The organism is Pseudomonas paraeruginosa PA7 (genome assembly GCF_000017205.1).
Taxonomy (GTDB): domain Bacteria; phylum Pseudomonadota; class Gammaproteobacteria; order Pseudomonadales; family Pseudomonadaceae; genus Pseudomonas; species Pseudomonas paraeruginosa.
This window is the reverse complement of record NC_009656.1, coordinates 12,352-26,558: the sequence shown is the minus strand read 5'-3', so window position 1 is coordinate 26,558 and position 14,207 is coordinate 12,352. Positions and strand designations below refer to the sequence as shown.

15 protein-coding genes are annotated in these 14,207 nt (G+C 67.1%); 8 read left to right on the top strand and 7 right to left on the bottom strand.

The genetic code is table 11. The features are described from left to right. Positions 1 to 27 precede the first annotated feature (27 nt). Positions 28 to 945: an oxygen-dependent coproporphyrinogen oxidase gene (gene hemF / locus PSPA7_RS00120; protein WP_011979055.1), complete on the bottom strand. Its 918-nt coding sequence runs from the start codon at positions 943 to 945 to the stop codon at positions 28 to 30. A 191-nt stretch (positions 946 to 1,136) separates the two neighbouring features. On the opposite strand from hemF, the gene PSPA7_RS00115 reads away from it, so the two are divergent. Next, on the top strand, positions 1,137 to 2,114 hold the full coding sequence (locus PSPA7_RS00115) for an NADPH:quinone reductase (protein ID WP_011979054.1): 978 nt from the start codon (positions 1,137 to 1,139) through the stop codon (positions 2,112 to 2,114). 10 nt (positions 2,115 to 2,124) lie between these two features. On the opposite strand, the gene tsaC is transcribed toward PSPA7_RS00115, so the two are convergent. From tsaC to PSPA7_RS00100, 3 genes are all read right to left on the bottom strand, one after another. Further along, positions 2,125 to 2,682, bottom strand: a complete 558-nt coding sequence (tsaC, locus tag PSPA7_RS00110; protein WP_011979053.1) for an L-threonylcarbamoyladenylate synthase type 1 TsaC — start codon at positions 2,680 to 2,682, stop codon at positions 2,125 to 2,127. 39 nt (positions 2,683 to 2,721) lie between these two features. Beyond that, entirely contained in the window at positions 2,722 to 3,810 is a 1,089-nt protein-coding gene (gene dprA / locus PSPA7_RS00105) for a DNA-processing protein DprA (RefSeq protein WP_011979052.1), read from the bottom strand. A gap of 134 nt (positions 3,811 to 3,944) precedes the next feature. Continuing rightward, positions 3,945 to 4,970 (bottom strand): LysM peptidoglycan-binding domain-containing protein, encoded by a 1,026-nt coding sequence (locus PSPA7_RS00100; protein ID WP_011979051.1) that lies wholly within the window; start codon positions 4,968 to 4,970, stop codon positions 3,945 to 3,947. Between the two features lie 138 nt (positions 4,971 to 5,108). On the opposite strand from PSPA7_RS00100, the gene def reads away from it, so the two are divergent. The 7 genes from def to PSPA7_RS00065 all read left to right on the top strand — a co-directional run bounded on the left by def (position 5,109) and on the right by PSPA7_RS00065 (position 11,846). Beyond that, positions 5,109 to 5,615, top strand: coding sequence for a peptide deformylase (gene def, locus PSPA7_RS00095; RefSeq protein ID WP_011979050.1), 507 nt, complete (start codon positions 5,109 to 5,111; stop codon positions 5,613 to 5,615). A gap of 52 nt (positions 5,616 to 5,667) precedes the next feature. Next, a complete protein-coding gene (fmt, locus tag PSPA7_RS00090) occupies positions 5,668 to 6,612 on the top strand; it encodes a methionyl-tRNA formyltransferase (RefSeq protein WP_041025264.1) in 945 nt (314 codons plus the stop codon). Continuing rightward, positions 6,609 to 7,913, top strand: coding sequence for a 16S rRNA (cytosine(967)-C(5))-methyltransferase RsmB (gene rsmB / locus PSPA7_RS00085; protein WP_011979048.1), 1,305 nt, complete (start codon positions 6,609 to 6,611; stop codon positions 7,911 to 7,913). The genes fmt and rsmB overlap by 4 nt, the downstream gene beginning before the upstream one ends. 27 nt (positions 7,914 to 7,940) lie before the next feature. Further along, positions 7,941 to 9,314, top strand: a complete 1,374-nt coding sequence (gene trkA, locus PSPA7_RS00080; RefSeq protein ID WP_011979047.1) for a Trk system potassium transporter TrkA — start codon at positions 7,941 to 7,943, stop codon at positions 9,312 to 9,314. 136 nt (positions 9,315 to 9,450) lie between these two features. Then, positions 9,451 to 10,902, top strand: a complete 1,452-nt coding sequence (locus PSPA7_RS00075; protein WP_011979046.1) for a TrkH family potassium uptake protein — start codon at positions 9,451 to 9,453, stop codon at positions 10,900 to 10,902. A gap of 54 nt (positions 10,903 to 10,956) precedes the next feature. Then, positions 10,957 to 11,271: a tetratricopeptide repeat protein gene (locus PSPA7_RS00070; RefSeq protein ID WP_003150831.1), complete on the top strand. Its 315-nt coding sequence runs from the start codon at positions 10,957 to 10,959 to the stop codon at positions 11,269 to 11,271. Between the two features lie 305 nt (positions 11,272 to 11,576). Continuing rightward, positions 11,577 to 11,846, top strand: coding sequence for a hypothetical protein (locus PSPA7_RS00065; RefSeq protein WP_011979045.1), 270 nt, complete (start codon positions 11,577 to 11,579; stop codon positions 11,844 to 11,846). Between the two features lie 57 nt (positions 11,847 to 11,903). On the opposite strand, the gene PSPA7_RS00060 is transcribed toward PSPA7_RS00065, so the two are convergent. The 3 genes from PSPA7_RS00060 to PSPA7_RS00050 all read right to left on the bottom strand — a co-directional run bounded on the left by PSPA7_RS00060 (position 11,904) and on the right by PSPA7_RS00050 (position 13,934). Beyond that, positions 11,904 to 12,560, bottom strand: coding sequence for a 7-cyano-7-deazaguanine/7-aminomethyl-7-deazaguanine transporter (locus tag PSPA7_RS00060; protein WP_011979044.1), 657 nt, complete (start codon positions 12,558 to 12,560; stop codon positions 11,904 to 11,906). Between the two features lie 143 nt (positions 12,561 to 12,703). Continuing rightward, positions 12,704 to 12,970 (bottom strand): PilZ domain-containing protein, encoded by a 267-nt coding sequence (locus PSPA7_RS00055; RefSeq protein ID WP_011979043.1) that lies wholly within the window; start codon positions 12,968 to 12,970, stop codon positions 12,704 to 12,706. A 76-nt stretch (positions 12,971 to 13,046) separates the two neighbouring features. After that, positions 13,047 to 13,934 (bottom strand): lysophospholipid acyltransferase, encoded by an 888-nt coding sequence (locus PSPA7_RS00050; RefSeq protein WP_003150822.1) that lies wholly within the window; start codon positions 13,932 to 13,934, stop codon positions 13,047 to 13,049. Positions 13,935 to 14,207 lie beyond the last annotated feature (273 nt).

Sequence of the window (14,207 nt, the reverse complement as noted above, 5' to 3'; positions counted from 1 at the left end):
ACGGATGGTCTCGTCCCGGCGGTCGGGTCAGGGCTGGCCGGCGAGCCAGTCGCGGTCGGTGAGGAAGTACTCGGTCAGGCGCGCTTCCTCGCTGCCCGGCTCGGGTTTCCAGTCATAGCCCCAGCGTACCTGCGGCGGCAGCGACATGAGGATCGACTCGGTACGGCCGCCGGACTGCAGGCCGAACAGGGTGCCACGGTCGAACACCAGGTTGAACTCGACGTAGCGGCCCCGGCGATAGGCCTGGAACTCGCGTTGCCGCTCGTCGAACGGGGTGTGCTTGCGACGCTGGACGATCGGCAGATAGGCGTCGATGTAGGCGTCACCGATGGCGCGGATGAAGGCGAAGCAGGTATCGAAGTCCCACTGGTTGAGGTCGTCGAAGAACAGCCCGCCGATACCGCGCGGTTCGTTGCGGTGCTTGAGGTGGAAGTAGCGGTCGCACCATTCCTTGTAGCGCGGGTAGACGTCCGCGCCGAACGGCGCGCAGGCGTCGCGGGCGACCCGGTGCCAATGCACGCAGTCTTCCTCGCTCGCATAGTAGGGGGTCAGGTCGAAGCCGCCGCCGAACCACCAGACCGGCTCCTCGCCTGCCTTCTCGGCGCAGAAGAAGCGCACGTTGGCGTGGGAGGTCGGTACGTGGGGGTTCTCCGGGTGGATCACCAGCGACACGCCCAGCGCCTGGAAACCGCGCCCGGCGAGTTCCGGGCGGTGGGCGCTGGCCGAGGGCGGCAGGCTGTCGCCGAACACGTGGGAGAAGTTCACCCCGCCTTTCTCGATCAGCGCGCCGTCGCCGATCACCCGCGTGCGTCCGCCGCCGCCGGCCGGACGCTCCCAGGCATCCTCGGCGAAGCGGGCCTTGCCGTCTTCCGCCTCGAGGGCGGCGCAGATGCGGTCTTGCAGGTCGAGCAGATAGGTTTTGACAGCGGCGATACGGTCGGTCACGGAATTCACCTTGGAGCGGGGAGGCCGCGCAGGGCGCGGGCTGGCGACGAAACGAGGGGGCAAGCATATCACCCTGGATGGGTGGCCGGCGCTTGACGGCCGTCAAGCGGAAGGCTTGGATGAAAGCCGTTCCCCAATGCTCGCCGGTCCGGCGCGACCACCCGAGCCCCGACCCGAACAGGAGTTCCAGCATGGCCAAGCGCGTCCAGTTCGCTGCCTATGGCAGCCCCGAAGTCCTCGAATACCGCGACTACCAGCCCGCCGAACCGGGTCCCCGGGAAGTCCGCGTGCGCAACCGCGCGATCGGCCTGAACTTCATCGACACCTACTACCGCAGCGGCCTCTATCCGGCGCCCGGCCTGCCCTCGGGGCTGGGCAGCGAAGGCGCCGGCGAGGTCGAGGCGGTGGGCAGCGCGGTGACCCGCTTCCAGGTCGGTGACCGCGTCGCCTATGCCACCGGCCCGCTGGGTGCCTACAGCGAGCTGCACGTGCTGGCCGAGGACAACCTGGTGCGCCTGCCCGAGGCCATCGATTTCGAGCAGGCCGCCGCGATGATGCTCAAGGGCCTCACCACCCAGTACCTGCTGCGCCAGACCTACGAACTGCAGAGCGGCGAGACCATCCTCTTCCATGCCGCCGCCGGCGGTGTCGGGCTGTTCGCCTGCCAGTGGGCAAAAGCCCTGGGAGTGAAACTGATCGGCACCGTCAGTTCGCCGGAAAAGGCTCGCCTGGCCAGGCAACACGGCGCCTGGGAGACCATCGACTACAGTCATGAGAACGTGGCCAAGCGGGTGCTCGAGCTGACCGACGGGAAGAAATGCCCGGTGGTCTACGACTCGGTGGGCAAGGACACCTGGGAGACCTCGCTGGACTGCGTGGCGCCACGCGGCCTGCTGGTGAGCTTCGGCAACGCCTCGGGGCCGGTGACCGGAGTCAACCTGGGCGTTCTCTCGCAGAAGGGCTCGCTGTACGTGACCCGGCCGACCCTGGGCAGCTACGCGAACACCCCGGAAAAACTCCAGGCGATGGCCGACGAACTGTTCGGGCTGGTCGAGCGCGGCGCCATCCGCATCGAGATCAACCAACGCTTCGCCCTGGTCGACGCGGCCCAGGCGCATACCGAGCTGGCCGCGCGCCGGACCACCGGCTCGACTGTCCTGCTACCCTGAGACGGCGGCCTCAGGCCGGGCGGATGACCTGCCCGGTCACCAGGTCGCGGATCAGGCTGGGGTTGCGCCGTCCGCCGAGGGCGCCGCCGAGGACGCCGTCCAGTTCGTCGTGGAAATACTGCTCGACCCGCAACCGGGTGCGCGCCGCGGGGCGCCCAGCCGGATTGGCCGAGGTGGAGATCAGTGGCCCGGTGAGGTAGCACAGCTCCTGTACCAGCGGGTGGTCGGTGACTCGCACGGCGACGCTGTCATGGACGCCGGTGACCCATTCCGGCAGGCGATCCTGGTGCGGCACCAGCCAGGTGTTGGGCCCCGGCCAGGTGCCGGCCAGGCGCTCCAGCCAGACGTCCGGCAGGTCTTCGAGCAGGAAGTCGAGCTGGTGGATGTGCGCCGCCACCACGATCAGGCCCTTTTCCACCGGCCGAGCCTTCAGCGCCAGCAGGCGGTATACCGCGTCCTCGTTCCACGGATCGCAGCCCAGCCCCCATACCGCCTCGGTGGGATAGGCGATCACGCCGCCCTCGCGGACGACCCGGGCGGCGCATTGCGCACGAAAGCTGCTGATCATCGACTCACTCCAGCGGACAGGTGCGCGAAGTGTACGGTGTCAGCCGGAGCGATGCACCCAGGTGCCGGCCTCGCAGGCGACCCGCCCGTCCAGCTCCAGCTCGGTGAGCGCCGCCAGCACCTCGGGCAGCGCCCAGCCGCTGGCGGCGGCCAGGCCTTCGCTGCTGTATGGCGCGACGCGCAGCAACTCCAGCAAGGGATGGTCCAGCGACGCTACAGGCGCCTCCGCTGGCCCCGCCTGCGTCCAGCCGCGCAAGGCCTCCAGGACGTGCTCGACGCTCTCCACCAGCAGCGCGCCGTCGCGGATCAGCTGATGACAGCCACGCGCGCCCGGATGGTGGATCGAACCGGGGATGGCATAGACCTCGCGGCCCTGTTCCGCCGCCAGCCGCGCGGTGATCAGCGAGCCGCTGGCGGGGCTCGCCTCGACCACCAGCACGCCCAGCGAGAGACCGCTGATGATCCGGTTGCGCCGGGGAAAGTTGGCGGGTAGCGGCGGACTGTCCAGCGGCAACTCCGAGACCAGCGCGCCGCCACCCTCGACGATGCGCCGCGCCAGCGCCGCGTGGCGACGCGGATAGAGGGTGCGCAGGCCGGTGCCGAGCACCGCCAGGGTCACGCCGCCGACCTCCAGCGCGCCTTCATGGGCGGCGCCGTCGATGCCCAGCGCCAGTCCGCTGGTGATGGCGAAGCCGCCTCGTGCCAGGCTGCGCGCGAAACTCCGTGCGCAGCCCAGGCCGGCGGGGCTGGCGCGGCGGCTGCCGACCATCGCCAGCTGCGGCCTTTCGAGCGCCGTCGGCGCGCCTTCGACGAACAGCAGCGGCGGGGCGTCGCTCACCTCGCCGAGCAGCGCGGGGTAGGCCGGGTCATCCCACATCAGCAGGTGCCGGCGCGGCGCTTCGAGCCAGCGCAGGGCATCCGCCGCCCGCTCGCGCACCTCGGCGCTGCGCCTGGCAGCGGCGGCCTCGGCGGGCAGCCCCAGGGTGTGCCAGGCGCCAGCCGGCGCGGCGAGGGCGGAGGAGGCCGAGCCGAAGGCCTCGATCAGGCGCAGGAAGCGGATCGGCCCCAGTTCGGGCAGGCCATGCAGGCGCAGCCGGGCGTCCAGCTCGGCGTGGGAAAGGTTGTTCATTGCGACTCATCCATAGCAGGCAGGTCCATCGCTGACAGGAAGAGGGGAAGGCTCTGGCATCCCTCCTGGAAACCGTCGTATGAATTTTCCTTCCCCCAAAAAAGCGAAACCCCCGCCGGGGCGGGGGTTTCGACTCAGGGGTTCTGCACCCTGTCGGTGACCGAGAGGGGCCTGCTGGCCATCAGCACCAGGGCGTAGCTCAGCTTCTGGTAGGTGCGGAACACCATCAGCAGGCCGGCGCGCTCGTCGGGGATCTTCACCGACTCCCCGGTGACGCGATCGCGCACCGTCTCGCCGACCTTGTAGATGGCCAGCACGTTGCCTTCGGCGAGGCCGTCGCGCAGCCCACGGTTCAGGGTCACCACGTCGAACTGGCCGATCTGGGTCACGCCGCGCGGCACGTCGATGATCTCGCCCTTCACCTCGCGGCTCGGCTCGCCGGGCATGAAGGTGGAGTTCACCGCACGCTCCTCGGTGGGGAACAGGCGGTCGCCCAGGCGCACTTCCTGGGTGGTGCGGGTCAGCGCCAGGGTGGCGACGTCGCCCTCGGTGGCCACCACCTCGCCGCCGCCGATGTCGTCGGCGTTGATGCCGAGGACTTCCTTGGTCTTCGGATCGACGTAGACCTTGCCCTGGCGGAAGATGCCATAGGCCGGCTGGCCGTCGGCGAACTTGCCGCGGGCGTAGACGCGGTCGCCGGTACCGCTGACGATCCGCTCGGCGTTGCCGGCGACGATGTACGGCGCAGCGGTGAAGGTCTTCTCGTCATCGACGATGCGATTGGCCAGCAGGAAGCTGTTGATCTTGTCCAGCGGGATGGTCGGGATCGCCTCGGCGATCGGCGTGCTGCGGATCTTCGGCGAAAGCTTGATGGTGCCGCGCGACTCTCCACGGTTCAGCACCAGGCGCGGCTGGCCATCGATGTAGACCAGGCTGAGGGTGTCGCCGGGGTAGATCAGGTGGGGATTCTGGATCTGCGGGTTGGCGTGCCAGAGCTGCGGCCACTTCCACGGCTGGCGGAGGAATTTCCCCGAGATGTCCCACAGGGTATCGCCCCTGACCACCGTGTAGCGGTCCGGATGCCCTTCCCTGAGGTCGACCTGGGCCTGCGCCAGACCGCTCGCGGCAAGGAGCAGAAGGGCGACTAGTGATTTCCTCATGCAGTGAATCCCTTTATCATGTCGACATACGCGAAACGCCCGAAGCCCGCGAGAGACGCGGTCTGAAGCCGTTTTCAAGCTGCGCGCCATCTTAGCAGCGGATTTTCAATCGATTCCACAAGTGCATCACAAACGCATATGGCCATCCTGAACATTCTCGAATTCCCCGATCCGCGCCTGCGGACCATCGCCAAACCGGTGGAGGTGGTCGACGACGCGGTGCGCCAGCTGATCGACGACATGTTCGAAACCATGTACGAAGCCCCGGGCATCGGCCTCGCCGCGACCCAGGTCAACGTGCACAAGCGCATCGTGGTCATGGACCTCAGCGAGGACAAGTCCGAGCCGCGGGTGTTCATCAACCCCGAGTTCGAGCCGCTGACCGAGGAAATGGACCAGTACCAGGAAGGCTGCCTGTCGGTGCCCGGTTTCTACGAGAACGTGGACCGTCCGCAGAAGGTTCGGATCAAGGCCCTGGACCGCGACGGCAAGCCGTTCGAGGAAGTCGCCGAAGGCCTGCTGGCGGTATGCATCCAACACGAGTGCGATCACCTCAACGGCAGGCTGTTCGTCGATTACCTGTCCACCCTCAAGCGCGACCGCATCCGCAAGAAGCTGGAAAAGCAGCATCGACAGCAGGCGTGACCCATCCCCAAAGGCTTGCCCCGGCAAGCCTTTTTCTTTTAGCGAGCCCCGCATGAGCCAAGCATTGCGCATCGTCTTCGCCGGAACCCCGGAATTCGCCGCCGAGCACCTCAAGGCCCTGCTCGACACCCCGCACCAGCTCGTCGCCGTCTACACCCAGCCGGACCGCCCGGCCGGTCGCGGGCAGAAACTGATGCCCAGCGCGGTGAAGAGCCTGGCCCTGGAACACGGCCTGCCGGTCATCCAGCCGCCTAGCCTGCGCAGCGCCGATGCCCAGGCGGAACTGGCGGCGCTGCGCCCGGACCTGATGGTGGTGGTCGCCTATGGCCTGATCCTGCCCCAGGCGGTGCTCGACATCCCACGCCTGGGCTGCATCAATAGCCATGCCTCGCTGCTGCCGCGCTGGCGCGGCGCGGCGCCGATCCAGCGCGCGGTGGAAGCCGGCGACGCGCAGAGCGGGGTCACCGTGATGCAGATGGAAGCCGGACTGGACACCGGGCCGATGCTGCTCAAGGTGGCCACGCCGATTGCCGCCGATGATTCCGGCGGCAGCCTGCACGACCGCCTCGCCGCGCTCGGCCCGAAAGCGGTGGTCGAAGCCATCGCCGGACTCGCCGCCGGAACCTTGCGCGGCGAGGTGCAGGACGACGCCCTGGCCACCTACGCGCACAAGCTGAACAAGGACGAGGCGCGCCTGGACTGGAGCCGCCCGGCCGTCGAACTGGAGCGCCAGGTACGCGCCTTCACGCCCTGGCCGGTCTGCCACAGCAGCCTCGCCGGGGCGTCGCTGAAGGTCCTCGGCGCCAGCCTGGGGCACGGCAGCGGCACCCCCGGGAGCATCCTCGAAGCCAGCCGCGACGGCCTCCTGGTGGCCTGTGGCGAAGGCGCCCTGCGCCTGACCAGGCTACAACTGCCAGGCGGCAAGCCGCTGGCCTTCGCCGACCTGTACAACAGCCGCCGCGAGCAGTTCGCCGCCGGCCAGGTACTCGGCCAATGAACCCGCGTCTCGCCGCCTGCCAGGCGCTGGCGGCGGTGCTCGCCGGACGCGCCTCGCTGTCCGGCGCGCTGCCGGCGCAACTGGACAAGGTCGCCCCGCGCGACCGCGGCCTGACCCAGGAGCTGGCCTTCGGCGCGGCGCGCTGGCAGCCGCGCCTTCAGGCGCTGGCCGCCCGCCTGTTGCAGAAGCCGTTCAAGGCCGCCGACAACGATATCCACGCCCTGCTGCTGATCGGCCTGTACCAGCTGCTCTACACGCGGGTACCGCCGCACGCGGCGATCGGCGAGACCGTCGGTTGCGCCGACAAGCTGAAGAAGGGCTGGGCCAAGGGCGTACTCAATGCCGTGCTGCGCCGCGCCCAGCGCGAAGGCGAGACACTGCTGGCCGAGGTCGACCGCGACCCGTCGGCGCGCCTGGGCCACCCGCGCTGGCTGCTGAAGGCCTTGCAGCAGGCCTGGCCGGAACAGCTCGAGGCGCTTTGCGCGGCGAACAACGCGCACCCGCCGATGACCCTGCGGGTCAACCGCCGCCACGGCGAGCGCGATACCTACCTGGCCGAACTCGCCGAAGCCGGGATCGAGGCCCGCGCCTGCGACTACAGCCGCGACGGCATCCAGCTCGCCGCGCCGCGCGACGTACGCGAGCTGCCGGGCTTCGCCGAGGGCCGCGTGAGCGTCCAGGACGAAGCCGCGCAACTGGCTGCCGAACTCCTTGAAAGCGCACCCGGGCAGCGCGTCCTCGATGCCTGCTGCGCCCCTGGCGGCAAGACCTGCCATCTGCTGGAAATCCAGCCGGAACTGGGCGAAGTGGTCGCCGTCGATCTCGAACAGAGCCGCCTGCTGCGGGTCCGGGAAAACCTCCAGCGCCTGGGCCTCGAGGCCCGCCTGGTCGCCGCCGACGCGCGGGCGACGGGGGAGTGGTGGGATGGCCAGCCGTTCCAGCGCATCCTCCTCGACGCCCCTTGTTCGGCCACCGGTGTGATCCGTCGCCACCCTGACATCAAGCTGGCGCGCAAGCCGGACGACATCGCCGCCCTGGCGCAGCTGCAAGGCGAGCTGCTCGACGCCCTGTGGCCGACCCTGGAGGTCGGCGGCGTGCTGGTCTACGCCACCTGCTCGGTGATGCCTTCGGAAAACAGCGACGGTATCGCCGCCTTCCTCGCCCGCACCCCAGGTGCCCGCGAACTGGACCTGCCAGGTCCATGGGGCATGAAACAGGCCCATGGACGCCAGCTGCTACCGCAGGTGGACGGCCACGATGGCTTCTACTATGCCAAGCTGATCAAGATATCCGCCCGTTGATCGAAACCTGACGAGCCGTTTCCCGCCATGAAAATCATCATCCTCGGTGCCGGCCAGGTCGGCGGCACACTGGCCGAGCACCTTGCCAGCGAAGCCAACGACATTACCGTGGTCGACACCGACGGCGATCGCCTGCGCGACCTCGGCGACCGCCTCGACATCCGCACCGTGCAAGGCAAGGCCTCGTTCCCCACGGTGCTGCGCCAGGCCGGCGCCGACGACGCCGACATGCTGGTGGCGGTGACCAACAGCGACGAGACCAACATGGTCGCCTGCCAGGTCGCCTACACCCTGTTCAACACCCCGACCAAGATCGCCCGCGTCCGCGAACCGGCCTACCTGACCCGTACCGGCCTGTTCGACAACGATGCGATCCCGGTGGACGTGCTGATCAGCCCGGAGCAGGTGGTCACCAACTACATCAAGCGCCTGATCGAGCATCCGGGCGCGCTGCAGGTGATCGACTTCGCCGAGGGCAAGGCCCAGCTGGTAGGCATCAAGGCCTACTACGGCGGCCCGCTGGTGGGGCAGGAACTGCGCCAGCTGCGCGAGCACATGCCGAACGTGGACACCCGCGTCGCCGCGATCTACCGCCGCAACCGGCCGATCATTCCCCAGGGCGACACGGTGATCGAGGCCGACGACGAGGTCTTCTTCATCGCCGCCAAGGCCCACATCCGCGCGGTGATGGGCGAGATGCGCCGACTCGACGACAGCTACAAGCGGATCATCATCGCCGGTGGCGGCAACGTCGGCGAACGCCTGGCCGAAGCCATCGAGAGCCGCTACCAGGTGAAGATCATCGAACGCAGCCCGCTGCGCTGCCGGCACCTGTCAGACACCCTCGACAGCACCATCGTGCTCAACGGCAGCGCATCCGACCGCGACCTGCTGCTGGAGGAGAACATCGGCGAGACCGACGTATTCCTCGCCCTGACCAACGACGACGAGGCCAACATCATGTCCTCGCTGCTGGCCAAGCGGCTCGGCGCGAGCAAGGTGATGACCCTGATCAACAACCCGGCCTACGTCGACCTGGTGCAGGGCGGCGAGATCGACATCGCCATCAGCCCGCAACTGGCGACCATCGGTACCCTGCTGGCGCACGTCCGCCGCGGAGACATCGAGAGCGTGCATTCGCTGCGCCGTGGCGCGGCCGAGGCCATCGAAGTGGTGGCCCATGGCGACGCCAAGTCGAGCAAGGTGATCGGCCGCTCGATCAACGAGATCAAGCTACCGCCGGGCACCACCATCGGTGCCCTGGTGCGCGACGAGGAAGTGCTGATCGCCCACGGCGACACGCGCATCGAGAGTGACGACCATGTGCTGCTGTTCCTGGTCGACAAGAAGTACATCCGCGATGTCGAACGGCTGTTCCAGGCCGGCCTGACGTTCTTCTGAGGGATTTCCGCCGGCGCCTCAGCGGGCGTCGGCGGAGCGTTTCAGCCTTTTCCCGCCAGCTTTTCAGATAAGTCCGAATGCCTTTGGCGAGCACCATCGCCACTCTGGACGGTTTTACCCGAAGCCTCCAGCCCCCATGCACTACGCCTCCATTTTCCGCATCCTCGGCGTCCTGCTGATGCTCTTCAGCAGCGCGCAGATTCCGCCGCTACTGGTCGCCCTGTTCTATGCCGAGCCGGTCTGGCAGCCGTTCCTGCTGGCCTTCGTCATCACCCTCGCCACAGGCGCCTGCATCTGGTGGCCGGTGCGCGGCGTACAGGAAGAGCTGCGCATCCGCGAGGGCTACCTGATCACCGCGCTGTTCTGGGTCGTCCTCGGCAGCTTCGGCGCGATTCCCTTCATGTTCTCCGAAACCCCGCACATGAGCCTCACCGACGCCCTGTTCGAGGCGATCTCCGGCATCAGCACCACCGGCGCCACGGTGCTCACCGGGCTCGACCGGCTGCCGCGGGCGATCCTCTACTATCGCCAGCAACTGCAATGGTTCGGCGGCATGGGCATCGTGGTGCTGGCGGTGGCGATCATGCCGATGCTCGGTATCGGCGGCATGCAGCTGTACCGCGCGGAGATGCCGGGTCCGCTGAAGGAGCAGAAGCTCTCGCCGCGCATCGCCGACACCGCCAAGACCCTCTGGCTGATCTACTGCGGCCTGACCCTGGCCTGCGCGCTGGCCTACTGGGCTGCCGGAATGAGCCTGTTCGACGCCGTCGGGCACAGTTTCTCGACCATCGCCATCGGCGGCTTCTCCACCCACGACGCGAGCATCGGCTACTTCGACAGCCCGCTGATAGAAGCGATCTGCATGTTCTTCCTGGTCGTCTCGGGGATCAATTTCGGCCTGCATTTCCTCGCCTGGCGCCGCCGCAGCCTGGCCCACTACCTGCGCGATCCGGAGTGCCGCGCCTACCTATCGATCCTGCTCGCGGTATTCCTGGTCACAGCGCTGGCGCTGGTCGCCCAGCGCCACTACGAACAGCCGTTGCAGGCGATCCGCTACGCCGCCTTCATGGTGGTCTCGATCGGCACCACCACCGGCTTCGGCCTGGCCGACTTCGCCACCTGGCCGACCTTCCTCCCGCATCTGCTGCTCTACACCACCTTCATCGGTGCCTGCGCCGGCTCCACCGGCGGCGGCATGAAGGTGATGCGCATCCTCCTGGTGTACCGCCAGGGCATGCGTGAATTCATGCGCCTGCTGCACCCCAGCGGGGTGTTCCTGGTCAAGCTCGGACGCCGGCCGATTCCCGACCGGGTGGTGGAGTCGGTGTGGGGGTTCTGCTCGATCTACCTGGTCACCTTCGTCGTGCTGATGCTGGTGCTGCTGGCCCTGGGCGTAGACCTGCTGACCGCCTTCTCCAGCCTTTCGTCATGCCTGAACAACCTCGGCCCGGCCCTCGGCGAGGCTGCCGCGCACTATGGCGGCCTGCCGGACAGCGCCAAGCTGGTGCTGGCCTTCGCCATGATGCTCGGCCGCCTGGAGGTGTTCTCGCTGCTGATCCTGTTCACCCCGGCATTCTGGCGCTACTGACGCCCCGGGCGGAGACAGGCAGAATGGCCGGCATCGACGGAAGAGGGCAGGACGATGATCGAAGGTCTGGAAAAGATGCTGGCCAAGGGCGTGGACAACGCGCTGCTGCGCTTCGGCCTCGGAAAGGGCTACCTGGATGCGGGCAACGCCGAACGCGCCGCAGAGCATCTGCAAAGCTGCGTGGAACAGGACCCCGGGTACTCCGCCGGCTGGAAGCTGCTGGGCAAGGCGCGCCAGGCCGGCGGCGACCTCGATGGCGCAAGGCGGGCCTGGGAGCAAGGGTTGAAGGCGGCCACGGCGCACGGCGACAAGCAGGCCGAAAAGGAAATGGCGGTGTTCCTGCGCAAGCTGGACAAGGCGAAGCCCTGACGAACCATTCGTAACCCTGGGCGCGATCTCGATCTTACGTAGGGCGGATGGCGCAAAGGGTCATCCGCCAACCTCGCGGAACCCATATGGGCGTGAGGGAAATTGACATGACAGCACTTCCATGCGGACCTTTTCCCTCTCTCCGTAGGCTCGTTCCGCCAGCGCCGTAGCCTGTGTCCGGAACGGCCCGTCCCCCATTGAGATGCCTCGGGCAACCGCCTAGTTTCGACCTGTCGCATCGCCAACCGCCGAAAAGCAGTCCCGCATGCGACGCCGGACATCCCTCGCTTCTTTCGGAGTCACCCATGTCGAAACACACCCGTTACGCTCCTCCGCAGCTCCACTTCGAACCGGACCAGGCGCTCCTCTACATCTATCGGAACGCCTCCAGCGACGCCCTGTTCGAGACCGCTCAGGAACGCCTGAAAGGACTTGTCGGCCTCCTGCAGGCCCTGGAGCGATTCCGTACGCGTACCGGCGGCGACCTGTCGATCGGCCGCGCGACAGACATCCTGCACACGCTGGCGTCCGACGCGCTGACACTGCACATGGCCGCGCGCAACGTCGCCCCCTGAACGAAAAAAGGCGCAGCGGCTACCTCCGCTGCGCCTCTTCATCAGTCTGGATGCGCATCAGGCGTCGTCGGTCCGCGGCCGTCCCGGCAGCATCTTCAGGATGCCATTAAGCAACATGCCGTAGAGCGGCACGAACAGCAGCAGGCTGATGCTCAGCTTCACACCGTAGTCCACCGTGGCGATTTCCACCCAGTGCTGCGCCATGAACGGGTTGTCGCTACGCCAGAACGCGACGAAGAAGAAGGTGAAGGTATCCAGCAGGTTGCCGAGGATGGTCGAGGCTACTGGGGCGGTCCACCAGTGCCGTGATCGACGCAGGCGATCGAACACCTGGATGTCGAGGACCTGGCCGAGGACGTAGGCGAGGAAACTCGCCAGGGATATCCGCGCTACGAATGTGTTGAATTCCAGCAGGGCGGAGAGGCCGCGGAACGCAGCCTCCTGGAACAACACCGAGACCAGGTAGGAGGCGATCAGCGCCGGGAGCATCACCCGGGCGATCACCAGCCGGGCAGGGCCCTTGCCCATCAGGCGGACGGTGAGATCGGTGGCCAGGAAGATGAAAGGGAAGCTGAACGCGCCCCAAGTGGTGTGCCAGCCGAACAGGGTCACAGGTAGCTGCACCAGGTAGTTGCTGGCAATGATGATGAATATATGAAAGACGATCAGGCCGGCCAGGGTGCCGCGCCAGGCCGTCGGGGAGGAGGCTGACATGTACTGTCCTTTTTACGCGCTGGGGTGAGGGAACCCATGCCCGGCCCCATGCCGAGCGGCGCGCATTCTAGCCGATAACGGGCGGCGGATTCGCCCGTTCGCTGATCGATGGCAGGACCGTGGTTCCACGTGGAACTCGGGTTTCATTGATCGGCGAGGAAGCGCAGGCCGACGCCCTCGGCGTCGATGCGCACCACTTCCATGCGCAATACCGGCGCCTCAATGGGCAAATCCTGCACCTGGCCCGTAACGATGCTGCCGACGTCCAGTCGAAGAAGGTCGGGATGCTTCACGTAGACACCGGTATCGGAGAGATCGCGAGTCTGAGCCATCAGCTCGCCCAGTTGCGGGTGGCTGATCCGAATCCGGCATTTGATAGGGGTTCGTGGGTGTTGTCGTTGGTTATCCATCGAGTCCCTCGGGGACCAGCGGGAGAGGTTGAGCATAGTACCCGGATATGAAAAAGGCGTCTTCCGACGCCTTTTTTCAGTACCACTTCTTCTCGCCGTCCGGGCGGTTCTTGAAGCGCTTCATGCTCCACATGTACTGGCTCGGATAGGCCCGTACATACTTGGCCAGTTCGCGGCTCATGGCGGCCACCGAGACATCCAGGTCCTTGTCGTACATGTCCGCCGGCGCCGCTTCGAGGATCACCTTGTAGCCGCTGCCATCGGGCAGGCGTACCGCATGGAAGAACACCCCGCGCGCCTTGCCACGCGATAGCAGCTGCGGGACGAACTTGCTGATCAACGCCGTGGTGCCGAGGTAGGGCACGAAGAGACCGGCAGTGCGCGCCGGTTCCGGGTCGGCGGGAATACCCACGCAACCGCCTCTCTTCACTTCCTTGATCACGCTGAGGATGCCTTCCGGGGTCGAGGGTGCAACCCGATTGCCCAGCTGGACGCGCTGCTTCTTCAACAGTTCGTCCACCGCCTTCAGCTTCGGCGGACGATAGAAAATGATCGGCTTGGCATAGGAGCAATAGAAGTGGTTGAGCACTTCCCAGTTGCCCAGGTGACTGGTGATGCCTACCAGGCCGTCGCCGGACGCCAGGGCCTCTTCCAGCACCTCCATGCCCTCGACTTCACGGATGTACTTCAGCGACTTCTCCGGCGGCCAGATCCAGGCGCAGGCGCTTTCGGTGAGCGTCTTGCCGATGTCCATCAGGCTCTGCCCGACCAGCTTCTCCAGCTCAGCCTCGGACAGTTCCGGGAAGCACTTGGACAGGTTGATCCTAACGACCTCCCGTGACCGGTTCGGCAGCTTCCACATCAGCCAGCCAATACCGGCCCCGACGCCCTGTACGGCGCGCCAGGGCAACAATGCGAACAGGCGCAGGGCACCCACCACCAGGGCACCTTTGAATTTCTCCACGAAATACTCCTCGCTCGACTCGAACGTGCATTGTACGTCAGGAGCGAGGCGAGGGCGGCACAGCCAAAGGCAGCGGCGCGTGTGTTGCTTCCCCAGCGCACGGATGTTCCACGTGGAACCTTCCAACGCCGGAGCGGGGCGCCGCTGTCGGATTCCTCCTCGGCGCATTGGCTGTTGTCGGCGTCGGCGGCGCAGCCTTAAAGGTAGAGGAGGGGCCGTGCTTCCTCGAAGCCCTGGCGACAGGCGAGGGCAGCCATTCCGCCTGCGCAAGCC

Excerpts from the sequence above, each read along its gene's own strand:
- PSPA7_RS00115 (WP_011979054.1), top strand. The coding sequence starts at position 1,137 with ATGGCCAAGCGCGTCCAGTTCGCTGCCTATGGCAGCCCCGAAGTCCTC.
- tsaC (WP_011979053.1), bottom strand. The coding sequence starts at position 2,682 with ATGATCAGCAGCTTTCGTGCGCAATGCGCCGCCCGGGTCGTCCGCGAG.
- dprA (WP_011979052.1), bottom strand. The coding sequence starts at position 3,810 with ATGAACAACCTTTCCCACGCCGAGCTGGACGCCCGGCTGCGCCTGCAT.
- PSPA7_RS00100 (WP_011979051.1), bottom strand. The coding sequence starts at position 4,970 with ATGAGGAAATCACTAGTCGCCCTTCTGCTCCTTGCCGCGAGCGGTCTG.
- def (WP_011979050.1), top strand. The coding sequence starts at position 5,109 with ATGGCCATCCTGAACATTCTCGAATTCCCCGATCCGCGCCTGCGGACC.
- fmt (WP_041025264.1), top strand. The coding sequence starts at position 5,668 with ATGAGCCAAGCATTGCGCATCGTCTTCGCCGGAACCCCGGAATTCGCC.
- rsmB (WP_011979048.1), top strand. The coding sequence starts at position 6,609 with ATGAACCCGCGTCTCGCCGCCTGCCAGGCGCTGGCGGCGGTGCTCGCC.
- trkA (WP_011979047.1), top strand. The coding sequence starts at position 7,941 with ATGAAAATCATCATCCTCGGTGCCGGCCAGGTCGGCGGCACACTGGCC.
- PSPA7_RS00075 (WP_011979046.1), top strand. The coding sequence starts at position 9,451 with ATGCACTACGCCTCCATTTTCCGCATCCTCGGCGTCCTGCTGATGCTC.
- PSPA7_RS00070 (WP_003150831.1), top strand. The coding sequence starts at position 10,957 with ATGATCGAAGGTCTGGAAAAGATGCTGGCCAAGGGCGTGGACAACGCG.
- PSPA7_RS00065 (WP_011979045.1), top strand. The coding sequence starts at position 11,577 with ATGTCGAAACACACCCGTTACGCTCCTCCGCAGCTCCACTTCGAACCG.
- PSPA7_RS00060 (WP_011979044.1), bottom strand. The coding sequence starts at position 12,560 with ATGTCAGCCTCCTCCCCGACGGCCTGGCGCGGCACCCTGGCCGGCCTG.
- PSPA7_RS00055 (WP_011979043.1), bottom strand. The coding sequence starts at position 12,970 with ATGGATAACCAACGACAACACCCACGAACCCCTATCAAATGCCGGATT.